General features: G+C 68.7%; 13 protein-coding genes. 10 read left to right on the top strand and 3 right to left on the bottom strand.

The features are described 5' to 3' along the window. Positions 1 to 63: 63 nt before the first annotated feature. From OC373_RS09645 to OC373_RS09630, 4 genes are all read left to right on the top strand, one after another. Positions 64 to 252 carry a hypothetical protein gene (locus OC373_RS09645; protein ID WP_261997589.1) on the top strand — a complete coding sequence of 63 codons (189 nt, stop codon included), beginning with the start codon at positions 64 to 66 and terminating at the stop codon, positions 250 to 252. Positions 253 to 417: 165 nt separating this feature from the next. Next, positions 418 to 921 (top strand): PadR family transcriptional regulator, encoded by a 504-nt coding sequence (locus tag OC373_RS09640; protein ID WP_019186201.1) that lies wholly within the window; start codon positions 418 to 420, stop codon positions 919 to 921. Positions 922 to 1011: 90 nt separating this feature from the next. Continuing rightward, on the top strand, positions 1012 to 1809 hold the full coding sequence (locus tag OC373_RS09635) for a siderophore-interacting protein (RefSeq protein WP_046272875.1): 798 nt from the start codon (positions 1012 to 1014) through the stop codon (positions 1807 to 1809). A 57-nt stretch (positions 1810 to 1866) separates the two neighbouring features. Then, a complete protein-coding gene (locus OC373_RS09630) occupies positions 1867 to 2304 on the top strand; it encodes a hypothetical protein (RefSeq protein ID WP_046272874.1) in 438 nt (145 codons plus the stop codon). Positions 2305 to 2529: 225 nt separating this feature from the next. On the opposite strand, the gene OC373_RS09625 is transcribed toward OC373_RS09630, so the two are convergent. Both OC373_RS09625 and OC373_RS09620 read right to left on the bottom strand, forming a co-directional pair. Beyond that, a complete protein-coding gene (locus OC373_RS09625) occupies positions 2530 to 3231 on the bottom strand; it encodes a YceI family protein (RefSeq protein WP_261997588.1) in 702 nt (233 codons plus the stop codon). Positions 3232 to 3317: 86 nt separating this feature from the next. Next, the gene (locus OC373_RS09620; RefSeq protein WP_019186197.1) at positions 3318 to 3908 is read right to left on the bottom strand and encodes a malonic semialdehyde reductase; all 591 of its coding nucleotides are present in this window, start codon (positions 3906 to 3908) and stop codon (positions 3318 to 3320) included. 128 nt (positions 3909 to 4036) lie between these two features. Here OC373_RS09620 and OC373_RS09615 point away from each other — a divergent pair, with 128 nt between their 5' ends. The 6 genes from OC373_RS09615 (at position 4037) to OC373_RS09590 (ending at position 8352) form a co-directional block, all read left to right on the top strand. Then, positions 4037 to 5008: a mitochondrial fission ELM1 family protein gene (locus OC373_RS09615; protein WP_261997587.1), complete on the top strand. Its 972-nt coding sequence runs from the start codon at positions 4037 to 4039 to the stop codon at positions 5006 to 5008. Positions 5009 to 5065: 57 nt separating this feature from the next. Further along, a complete protein-coding gene (locus OC373_RS09610) occupies positions 5066 to 5929 on the top strand; it encodes a DUF2145 domain-containing protein (protein ID WP_261997586.1) in 864 nt (287 codons plus the stop codon). Positions 5930 to 5964: 35 nt separating this feature from the next. Continuing rightward, on the top strand, positions 5965 to 6468 hold the full coding sequence (locus OC373_RS09605) for a hypothetical protein (RefSeq protein WP_070426499.1): 504 nt from the start codon (positions 5965 to 5967) through the stop codon (positions 6466 to 6468). Positions 6469 to 6510: 42 nt separating this feature from the next. Next, positions 6511 to 7035 (top strand): hypothetical protein, encoded by a 525-nt coding sequence (locus OC373_RS09600; protein WP_070426498.1) that lies wholly within the window; start codon positions 6511 to 6513, stop codon positions 7033 to 7035. Between the two features lie 76 nt (positions 7036 to 7111). Then, complete coding sequence (locus OC373_RS09595) at positions 7112 to 7666, top strand: queuosine precursor transporter (RefSeq protein WP_261997585.1); 555 nt, start codon at positions 7112 to 7114, stop codon at positions 7664 to 7666. Between the two features lie 59 nt (positions 7667 to 7725). Then, positions 7726 to 8352: a hypothetical protein gene (locus OC373_RS09590; RefSeq protein ID WP_156785734.1), complete on the top strand. Its 627-nt coding sequence runs from the start codon at positions 7726 to 7728 to the stop codon at positions 8350 to 8352. A 59-nt stretch (positions 8353 to 8411) separates the two neighbouring features. On the opposite strand, the gene glnE is transcribed toward OC373_RS09590, so the two are convergent. Beyond that, positions 8412 to 11246, bottom strand: coding sequence for a bifunctional [glutamate--ammonia ligase]-adenylyl-L-tyrosine phosphorylase/[glutamate--ammonia-ligase] adenylyltransferase (gene glnE / locus OC373_RS09585; protein ID WP_261997584.1), 2835 nt, complete (start codon positions 11244 to 11246; stop codon positions 8412 to 8414). Positions 11247 to 11547 lie beyond the last annotated feature (301 nt).

Here is an 11547-nt window from a genome sequence, read left to right as displayed (position 1 = left end):
CAAAGTGTAGCGCACCAAGGGGTTTGCTTACTTCGCTACGGTTGCGTATGGAACCATCCGGGCGTGTCCGGAAGGACAGCCGGCGACAGCGCGCGGGCCGCGCTGGAAGGTTCCACGCTGCATTTCAGCCTGCCCGGCGGCGATGACACCGGCGCGTCAGCGGGACACCGATGGACAGCGCAGGCGCTGCGGCGCGGGCGATTGGCGCAGTTCGTGCGCGATGCGACGGAGGCTGAGCGCGCATCGGCGTGAATCATCGGCCGCGCTGGAAGGCGTGGACGGAGCGCAGTGTTCCACCACAAGCACGCACCGTCGCACGCTGGATTGACCTGAATGCATCCCTGCCATGCGTGCGCAGTTGCTGGCCGAACCGGAGTTTTCGATATATCGTTCCGCCACTGCATTCGATATATCGAAATGACCTCTCCGCGCGACCTCGACCGCCCTGCCCGCCCGCTGACCGCCCGGCCCCTCAGCCGCGGTGATCTGCGCCTGCTGGTGCTGTCGCTGCTCGCCGACCAGCCGCGCCACGGCTATGAGCTGATCCAGCTGATCAGCGACATGTTCGTGCGGGTCTACACGCCCAGCGCCGGCTCGATCTACCCGGTGCTGGCGCAGTTCGAGGCCGCCGGCTGGGTCGGCGCGGTCGAGGACGGGGGGCGCAAGCGCTACGCCCTCAGCGCGCTGGGCCAGGCCGAGCTGGAGGCACAACGCGACGAGGTCGATGCCGCGGTGCACCGGGTACGCGACAGCGCGCGCACGATCACCAAGGCCAACCTGCCGCCGTCCGTGCGCGATGCGCTGCGCGAGCTCAAGCACGCGCTTGGCCTGTGCCATGGCCGCTGGCAGGACGACAACGCCGCCGCCGTGGCCCAGGCGCTGCGCGAGGCCGCCGCGCGGATCCGGGCGCAGGGCCGCTGACCCCCCTCCTTCGTTTCAGACCCAGCCAGCCACCGCCCGCCAGGTCCTTCTTTCTCAACGCCGCGCTGCGGCACTGATCCAGGTATTCCCATGGCTCTGCATGAAAACCGACTGCTCCGTCATACCGTGAAGTTCCGCCCGCTGCAGGTGCTGCGCACCGAAGAGATCAGCCCGTGCATGCGCCGGGTGATCGTCGGTGGCGAGGCACTGGAAGGCTTCGATTCGCCCTCGCCGGACGACCACGTCAAGCTGTTCTTCCCCAACGCCGAGGGCCAGTTCGTGGTCCCGACGATGACCCCGGAAGGCCCGCGCTACCCGGAAGGCCAGACGCCCTCTCCCTCGCGCGACTACACCCCGCGCTGGTGGGACCTGGAGAGCAACGAGCTGGCGCTGGACTTCGTCATGCACGGCGATGGCCTGGCCTCGACCTGGGCGGCCAACGCGCAGCCGGGCGATGCGATCGCCGTGGGCGGCCCGCGTGGCTCGCACATGACCGCCGATGACTTCGACACCTACGTGCTGATCGGCGATGAAACCGCGCTGCCGGCGATCGGCCGCTGGCTGGAGACGCTGCCGGAAGGCGCCAACGCCGATGTCTACATCGAGATCCCCGAATCCGGCGACCGCCAGGAGCTGCCGGAGGACGACCGCATCCGCATCTCGTGGCTGGAGCGCAACGGCTTCGACGCGGCCACCAGCACCCTGCTGGAAGACGTGCTGACCGATTTCGAGGAACCGGACGGCGACACCTTCTACTGGATCGCGGCCGAATCGCGCCGGGCCCGGATGATGCGCAAGTACATCGAGGGTCACCTGGGCGTGCCCAAGGACTGGATCCGCTCGACCGGCTACTGGAAGGCGCACGGCAGCGAGCACCACGACGACTGAGCCCGCGACGGGCACCGGCCGCGAATGCGACAATCGCGTTTTGTGCCGGTGCCTTTCATGCAAGCCCCTTCTCTTTCGGCACTGACCGATCTGATCGACCGCGCCGAGCGCGCCGATCCCGCGCTGGATGCCGCCCTGGCGGCGCTGGCGCCCTCCGTGGGCGGGAACATCGCCCCGCTGCGCACCGCCCTGGTGCCCCTGGCCCGCGCGCAGGCCGCGCTGGTGCAGGCGAACATCGATATCGACCTGGTCGCCGATGAGCTGCGCCGCTACCAGAAGTACGCGATGCCCGGTAAGCCGAGCCTGCAGATCGTGCAGCTGCGCAAGCAGCAGGCCTCGGTGAAGCAGGCCGCGCTGCTGGCCCGCCAGGCGTTCGCCCAGGCGACCCATGCGTTCCTGCGCGAGAGCGGCCTGACCGCCCCGGCACGCCGCACGCCGACCGATTTCACCACGCTGTGGCTGGGCAAGGTGATCGCGCAGGTGGCGGCGGGGTGATCATCGCCCCGGTGGCGGCGGCTTGATCGCGCTGGTATCCACGCATGGCGTGGATCTACCCCGGTCCCGTCAACGGTAGAGACACGCCATGCGTGGCTGCGCTTCGGCGGAATTCCTGGTTGCCGGCCAGCGGCCGGCACTACCGGGTATCGATCGGCCGCCACACAAAAAGAAAGCCCGCCAATTGGCGGGCTTTCTGCCTTCTCACGACGAGTGAGGAGAAACTCAGGCAGCCGGCTTTTCGCCAGTGGCCTCGGTGGTGATGCGGATGTTCACTTCATCGCTGACGTTCGGGGCGTACGCGCCGACGCCGAAATCGCTGCGCTTGAGGGTGGTGGTGGCATCGAAGCCCGCCGCCGGCACCTTGGCCATCGGGTGCTCGCCGCCGCCGTTGATGGTCACATCCAGGGTCACCGGCTTGGTGATGTCCTTGATGGTCAGGTCGCCGGTGACGGTCAGCTTGTTGGTGCCGTTGGCTTCAACCTTGGTGCTCTTGAAGGTGGCAGCCGGGAACTTGGCGGCGTCGAAGAAATCGGCGCTCTTGAGGTGCTCGTCAAACTTGGCGGTGAAGCTGTTCAGGCCGGTCAGCGGCAGCTTCACTTCCACGGTGGACTTGGTCACGTCCGCGGCGTCATACACCAGGGTGCCTTCGGCGGCGCCGAAGTGCGCGGTCGGGTGCGAGAAGCCGAAGTGGCTCCACTGGACCAGCACGTCGGTGTGGGTCGGGTCGAGCTTGTAGGTGCCCGAGGCGATCTGAATCGCATCGGCGGCCGGGGCGGCAGCCGCAGCGTCCGTGGCGGGGGCGGCGGTTTCGGTGGCGGCCGGCGCATCGGCAGCCGGGGCAGCGGCTTCGTCGGCCGGCTTGGAGCAGGCGGCAATGGCCAGGGTCAGGGCGAGCGGCAGCAGCAGTTCGCGGGTCACGGTCATGTCAGGTCTCTCTCGTAATCGAAGGGAAAAGAAAAAAAATTCATGCAGCCTATCCGCACGGACGGGCCACGATCCGGCGGTAACGCTTATGCGATGCGGGCCGCTTCGTCGAAGGACAGGCGAGGCAGCCGCGGGAACAGGCCCGAGGCGTCACCGTACCCCAGGTTGACGAGGAAATTCGACTTGATCGCGGTGCCCTTGAAGAAGGCTTCGTCGACCTTGGCGTTGTCGAAGCCGGACATCGGGCCGGCATCCAGACCCAGCGCGCGGGCGGCCAGGATCAGGTAGGCGCCCTGCAGGCTGCCATTGCGGAAGGCGCCTTCGGTGCGGCCTTCACGCGGGCCATCGAACCATGCCTTGGCATCGGTGTGCGGGAACAGGAAGGGCAGCTTCTCGTGGAAGTCTTCGTCGAAGCCGACGATCACCGTGACCGGGGCAGCCAGGGTCTTGTCGTGGTTGCCCTCCGACAGCGCCGGGGCGAGCTTGGCCTTGGCTTCGGGAGACTTTACGAACACGAAGCGCGCCGGGCTGCCGTTGGCGGCAGTCGGCCCCCACTTGAGCAGCTCGTACAGCGCCTTCAGCTGGCTGTCGTCCACCGGCTTATCAAGGAAGGCGTTCTGGGTGCGGGCGGTACGGAACAGCTGATCGAGCGCAGCATCGTCAAGGACGTGGGACATGAAGCCTCCGGAAATAAGGGAATCGTTCGCGCATCGGCTACCGTGGCAGGGCGACAGCGCGATCGGCGAAGGCTGGCAGTGTAGAGTGTCGCGACAGTTGCAACACCCAGCCTGACTGAAACGAATTAATGCCATACGTGAAACGATGGAGTCCACCCTGGACGATCACTGACGGCCGTGCCGGCAATGTGCGGCAGGCGGTGGCCCTGGCCACGGCATTGAAGCTGGGGGCGCATCGTCCGCTGGTGCTCACCCCGCGTGCGCCCTGGCGCTGGCTGGCCCCGCGCTGGTTGCCGGGCGCGGCCAACGGCTACGGCGAGGCCTTTGCCGAACTGACCGCGCAAGCGCCGGAGCTGGCCGTCGGCTGCGGCCGCCAGGCCGCCGGGGCACTGCGCGAACTGCGCCGCCGTGGCACCAAGGTGGTGCAGATCCTCGACCCGCGCCTGAGCCCGCGCCACTGGGACCTGCTGGTCGTGCCCGAGCACGATCGCCTGCGCGGCAGCAACGTGCTCACCCTGCTCGGCAGCCTCAATCCGGTCAACGATGACTGGCTGGCCTGCGGCCGTGCCGCGTTCGCTGCGTTCAGCGCCTTGCCCGGCCCGCGCACTGCGTTGCTGGTCGGCGGGCCGACCCCGCACGCGCCCTGGCACGAGCCGGACATGGTGCAGGTGTTCCAGCAACTCGCTTCGCAGCTGCGCGCCGAGGGGGGCAGCCTGCTGGCCACGACTTCGCGACGCACACCACCGGCCCTGGTCGGTGCGCTGCGCAGTGCGTTCGCCGATGTGCCGAACGTGATCTGGGGCGACGGCGGCGACGGCGTGAATCCGTATGCCGGCCTGCTGGGCTGGGCCAACCGCGTGGTGGTCTCGCCGGATTCGGTGAACCTGCTCTCTGAAGCGTGTGCCACGCGCATGCCGGTCGCGGTGGCCCTGGCCGAACAGGCGCAGGGGCGGCTGGCGCACTTCCAGCACGCGCTGCGCGAACGTGGCCGCTTGCAGGCGCGCTGGCTGGACTGGCAGACGCAGGGCCGCATCGAACCGTTGCGTGAGACCACGCGGGTTGCCGAGGACGTGCGTGCGCGGCTGGGGATTCAGGCCTGACATCCTTGCACAACGCTATGATGCGGCCGCGGCCGGTGCCGCCGGAGACCGTGTGACATGGACGTACCTTTCGCTGCCCAGATCAAACGCCTGCGCCCGCTTTTTCTTTGTGGCGCCCTGCTTGGCGCTGCGCTGACCGCGCAGGCCGAACCGCAGTGCGTGGAGCGTCATCCCACGCCGCAATCATTGGCGGCGATGTTCGATGTGGCATTGACCGCCGGGGAAACACTCGACGCGCTGGACGGCGTGGACGTGGTGATGATCGCCCGCGGTGGCCAGGACCTCAGCAAGTACGGTCTGCGCCATAGCCACCTGGCCTTCCTGTTGCGTGAGGCCGATGGCAACTGGCGCGCGGTGCACCTGCTCAACCACTGCAAATCACCGCAGTCCGAGCTGTTCCGGGAAGGGCTGAGTACCTTCATCGGTGAAAGTGGCAGCCATACCGATCTGCGCATCGGGGTGCCGACGCCGGCGGTTCGCAAGGCGTTGATCGCGATGCTCACCCCGCCTGCCATCCAAGCGCGTGCGCTGCATGAGCCACGCTACAGCGTGGTTGCCTACCCGTTCCGCGACGAGTACCAGAATTCCAATCAGTGGGTGCTTGAGGTGCTGGCCGCTGCACTGGCGCATGAGGACGACGGGACATTGCTGATCAAGCGCGCACAGGCGCAGGCCTGGCTGAAGGAGCGCGACTATCGCCCCAGTACGCTGCATATCGGCGTGGCCAAGCGGCTGGGCGCGCGCTTCTTCGTGCCGAATGCTGCGGTAACCGATCATCCCGCCAGCGAACGCATTTCGGGCAATTACTCGGTGGTGACCGTCGAGTCGGTGTTCGATTTCCTCGCGCAGCGTCACGCGCTGCAGCAGGAACTCAGCGTGGCCCACGTGCCGGTGGACGGCGCTGCGGCACCGAAACCATGAGCGCGTCATCCCCTACCCTCTCCAGGAACTGCGTCATGACGAAATCCCTTCTCTGCGCGAGCCTGCTCGCTGTGTCTGCGCTTACCGTACTGCCTGCATCGGCCGGCAATCTCAACGGCAATCAGGCCTCGGGCGTGAGCGCGGTGATCAGCGTCTACACCGTCTCGTTCATTGCCGCCTCGCCGGTGTTGCTGGTGGCCAAGGGGTCGCAGAGCGTCCGCGAAGGTTCCAAGCGCACCAAGCCTGATGCAAGCAAGGCCGAACCGCTGCCGCCGATGGCCGTGCAGCAGATCGATCGCCAGCCCGACGGCGGCTTCCACGTTGCGCTGCAGCGGCCTGACGCCCCCGATGCGACCGCGCTGATCGACTGGCCGGCACGCCCGGACAATCCTGCCGCGACGCTCAAGGTGGGCGATGTGCTGCATTTCGAGCCGACCGAGGTCGGTGCAGGCTGGACCGTGACGGCCGCCGACGGTGCGGCGTTGGCGTTCCTGCCGACGCCGGACGCGGCCGCCGGGCACTCCAGCGAGCGCTGGTAAGCGCCGGTTGCCCTCTCCCCTTTCTGTGAACGGAGTGATCAGATGAAACAGCTCTCCCCGCGCGTCATCGCCCCGGCACTGGTCGTGGCACTGTTCGCCGCCAGCCTGCCGGCCCAGGCGCAGTACTCCGTCTACCGCCACCCGGTCGCCAGCAGCGTGGCCGTGACCTCGGTAGTGAGCCTGGTCGTCGTCACCGCGCCGATCTGGCTGACCTCGGCCGGGATCGGCAAGCTGCACGACGGATCTGTCCAACGCAGCCGGGCGCGCGTCGCCCGCGCGGAAAAGGCCGGCCCGCTGCCGCCGCTGACCGTGGAGCGAGTCGAGCCCCAGGCCGATGGCGGCTTTCAGGTCGCGCTGAAGAACCCCGACGCGCCAGACGACCTGGCACTGCTGCAGTGGCCGGCCCGCAGCGACACGCCCGCGCCTGCCGTGGCAGTGGGCGATGTGCTGGCCTTCGAGCCGACGCCGGCCGGTGCCGGCTGGACGGTGACCGCGGTCGACGGCGCGGCCCTGGCCTTCCTGCCGACCACCGACGCTGCCGCCAGCAACCTGAGCGAACGCTGGTAGGCAAACCGGCCCGGGCTGGCCCCGGGCCGGCCAAGCCCGGATAATCCGCCGCTTCCCCCTATTCCCCCGGCTCGCCATGTCCGCGCGTCCTGCCATTGCCTTTGCCCCGTTGACCGTGCCGTCGCTGCTGCTGGCGGTGCTGGCCATGGGCGTGGTGGTGCTGGGCAGCAATGTACTGGTGCAGTACCCGATCAACGATTGGCTGACCTGGGGTGCCTTCAGCTACCCGGTGGCGTTCCTGGTGAGCAACCTCATCAATCGCCGCTTCGGCCCGCAGGCCGCGCGCAAGGTGGCCTGGGCGGGCTTTGCGCTGGCCGTGCTGCTGTCGATCTGGATCGCCACGCCGCGGATCGCGGTGGCCTCGTGCGTGGCTTTCATCGCCGCGCAGCTGCTGGACATCACCGTGTTCGACCGGCTGCGCCGTGGGCATTGGTGGCGCGCGCCGATGGTGGCAACGACCTGCAGCGCGACGCTGGATACGACGATTTTCTGGAGCATCGCGTTCGCCGGTTCCAGCCTGCCGTGGGTGAGCTGGGCGCTGGGCGATCTGGCGGTGAAGCTGACGATCGGCGTGTTTCTGCTGGCGCCGTTCCGCGCGTTGCTGTGGAAGATGGCACCGCGCACGGCGTAAGCGCGCTGCGGCCGTGCACTAGCTGGACAGTGCCCACGCGGGTGCAGCAGGCTATGGCGATGGAAACAGATGCCACCTACAAAATTGCCGTGGAGCGCCAAGTGCGCGCACGCCTGGCCGCCGGTGCTGCCACCCACACCGGCGTGCGTACGCGCGGGCTGGACTGGGTGGTACGTGAGGGGAAGACGGAACTGGCCAGCGCCGGACTGTACCCGCTGCGGGCTGCAGGTGGCTGGGCGGCAACGTTGACCGTGTACTGCCCCACGGCAGTGGCGTTCTGCAGGACGTGGGCCGACGGCACCGCGTCGGCGTTGCCCAACCCGGACATGCTGATGGCGGTGATGTCGACTGCCGGCGGCATGCCCGGCTTTGCCGGCCACAGTGGCGTGATCGTGCGGGCCGGCAACCACGATGCCCATGGACTGGCCCAGCAGCTGGTCGACCGCTTGGCCGATGCCTCGCTGACGCGCGCGTTGGCCTGGCGCACAGTGCCGGTTGCGTTGATCGATGACGTGGTTGCGCACAGCGCGTTCTACGCTTGGCCGCTGCAGACGGTGCTGTACATCGCCCAGCGCAATGGCCTGGCGGCTGATGACCCCATGCTGCGCGACGCGCTTCAGCGCCGCGCGATCCTGCGCCGTGGTGAACGCGACCGGGCCCTGGTGCAGCGTGCGCTGTCTGAGTAGAGCCACCCCATGGGTAGCTGCGCGATGCGGGACGATAGACAGCCGGGCAGAGCCCGCCTCTACGCGGGGTGCGGGGCCTGGAACGGCAGCCCTGCTGCATCGCTGGCCGCGGTGATCATCGCGCGCGCGGCTTCCAGGGCGGGCGTCGGTGGCGCCAGGCGCGGGCGGCGGTCCAGCGTGCAGGCCAGGCCCACGTCCAGCAGCGCGGCATGCGCCTCGTGCAGGCCCTCGCGGGTGCCACCAGGCAGCCACGCAATCGCCGCCAGGGCGTCGATCAGGCTGGGGGTATCGCGCGGTTCCACCACCTGCGGGTGCGTGCCGGCGCTATCGAGCACGCCGGTCTGCAGCAGGAACTCCAGATCGACGATCCCACCCGCGCCCTGCTTGAGGTCGAGCCGTGCCGCGTCGCTGCGGTCCAGCTCGGCACGCATGCGCGCGCGCATCTTCAGCACGTCGGTGTAGAGCACGGCGTTGTCGCGCGGGCGTGCGAGGGTATCGGCGCGCACCCGCTCGAAGTCGGCCAGCAGCGAGGCATCACCGGCGATCGCGCGGGCGCGTACCAGTGCCTGGTGCTCCCAGGTCCAGGCGCGTTCGCGCTGGTATTCGGTGTAGCTGGCCAAGGAGGAGACCAGCGCACCCTTGCCACCGTCCGGGCGCAGGCGCACGTCGATGTCGTACAGGCGGCCGGCAGCGGTGACCGCCCCGAGCATCGCCATCACCTTCTGTGCCAGGCGCGCATACCAACGGCCGGGATCGAGCGGACGCGGGCCGTCGCTGCTGTCCTGTCCGGCCGGGTGGTCGTGGAGGAAGACCAGATCCAGATCCGAGCCGAAGCCCAGCTCCAGTCCCCCCAGGCTGCCGTAGCCGATGATCGCGAAGCGTCCGCCCGGAATGCCGCCATGCTGGCGCTGCATGTCGGCCTGCACCAGCGCAAGTACGGTGACCACGACCGCCTGGGCAAGCTCGGCCAGCTGCCGGGTGGTATCGACCGCTCGCTGGCGGCCATCCAGCGTGGCCATCGCCATGCGGAAGCTCAGCGCCAGCCGTGTCTCGTTGAGCAGGCGCAGCGCGGCCTCGGGATCATCGAGGGTCAGCGCGATATCGCACTCGGCCTGCATGCCTGCCGCATCCGGCATCGGCCCGGAAACGCGCACATCAAGCAGTTCGTCGAGCAGCAGAGGATAGGCGGCCAGCCGCTCGGCGAGCAGGGCGCTGCGGGCGAGCACATCGACCAGGCGTGCGAGCGCGCTGGGTTGTTCGTCGAGCAGGGCCAGATAGCTGGTACGGCGCATGACCGCCTGCAGCAGGCCGAGCACGCGCTTGAGCGCGGCATCCGGCTGCGGGGAGCGTGTAGCGGCGTGCAGCAGTGCCGGCAGCACGCGGTCCAGGCGCGCACGCGGGGCATCGGACAGCGACTTCACCCCGGAACTCTGCGCGAAGTCGCGCAGGGATTGATCGGCACTGCCGGCATCGAAGAAGCCGGCCTCGGCCAGCACCTCGGCGCTGCCGTTGTCGGGCAGGCCCCGCCAGTAGCTGGCCAGTGCATCCGGCGCGGCCTGGCCACGGCGTGGTGCAAGCAGCGCGGCGAACTCGGTGCTGACCCGCGCGCGCTGCACATCGAGCGCGGCAACCAGCGCCTCCCAATCTTCGTAACCTAGCCCGGCGGCGATGCGCAGGCGGTCCGTGGCGTCGCTGGGCAGCGCGTGCGTCTGCGCGTCGCGCAGCATCTGCAGGCGGTTCTCCAGGCGACGCAGGAAGCCGTAGGCATGCAGCAGGTCGGCGCCGTCCTGTTCGGCCATCTGGCCGGAGGCGACCAGTGCCGGCAGCGCGTGCAGCAGGCGGCGCTCGCGCAGCGGCGCTTCGCGACCGCCACGGATCAGCTGCAGTGCCTGTGCGAGGAATTCGATTTCGCGAATGCCGCCGGGGCCGCGCTTGATGTCGTCATGCATCTCGCGGCGCGACACTTCGGCGGTGATCGCGGCCTTCATGTCACGCAGGCCATCGAGCGCGGTGAAATCCAGATAGCGCCGGTAGACGAACGGGCGCAGTGTCTGCAGCCACGCTTCGCCCGCCGCGATATCCCCGGCGACGGCGCGCGCCTTGAGCCAGGCATAGCGCTCCCAGTCGCGGCCTTCGCGCTGGAAGTATTGGTCCATGCCGGCGAACGACAGCGCCACGCGGCCGGCGTTACCGAACGGGCGCAGGCGCAGATCGACGCGGTGGCTGAAGCCATCCACGGTGGTGTCATCCAGCAGCCGCGCCAGGCGCTGGCCGAGGCGTGCGAAATACTCTTCGGCCGCCAGCGGACGCGCACCATCGGATTCGCCGCCCTGCGGGTAGGCGTAGACCAGATCCACATCGGAGCTGAAATTGAGTTCGCCACCACCGAGCTTGCCCAGCCCGAACACGACCAGCTGCTGTGCACTTCCGTCGGCAGCGCGGACCACGCCATGGCGGCCGGTGAATTCCTGCTCCAGCGCGGTCAGCGCCAGTTGCAGGCACGCCTCCGCCAGGTGGGTGGCGCCGGCCAGCGTCGCAGGCACGTCATCCTGCCCGGTCAGGTCGCGCCAGATCAGGCGGGTGGAGGCGGCGGTGCGGTAGCGGCGCAGGCGCTGCTGCCATTCGCTGGGCTGCAGCGGATCCAGCTCGGGCAGCGGCAGCGGTGGGCAGCCGTCCTGGGTGAGGTGGGACAACAGCGCCGGCTGGCGACACAGCGTGTCGATGGCGAAATCGCTGGTGACGGCCAGGGCGCGCACGGTGTCCAGTACGGGAGCCGGCGGCGGCCAGTGGACGGCCTCGGTCAGCGACTGGGCCAGGCGCGCCAACGCGCGATCAACCAGGGGAACAAGGGCGTCGGGGACGCGCGCAGGCGCGGCGAGATCGGAAATCGGCATGGGGGGATTATGTGGCATCGCGGCGTGGCGGTCCCCGGCCAGGTGCCATCGCGGTAACGCGGTCATCCACCAGCGGTTGACGCATCGTCGAACGGCGCCGCGTACCTTTCACCGAACGGCGGGAATAAAAAAGCCCGCTTGCAGCGAACTGCCAGCGGGCTCTGCTCCCTCCCCCACGTCGGGATGCAGGTCGATCTTCTAGGGTCGGCGGAGAACTTGCACGCTGCACTGCAAAACAATACTTGCGGGTACAGAAGTAGGCGGCAAAGCTGAACAGGGAGGCGGCGATGTGAAAACGCCA

This window comes from Stenotrophomonas sp. Ste96 (assembly GCF_024519495.1).
Classification (GTDB): domain Bacteria; phylum Pseudomonadota; class Gammaproteobacteria; order Xanthomonadales; family Xanthomonadaceae; genus Stenotrophomonas; species Stenotrophomonas bentonitica_A.
Note: the sequence above shows the minus strand (reverse complement) of the source record. Positions and strands in the feature narration are given on the sequence as shown.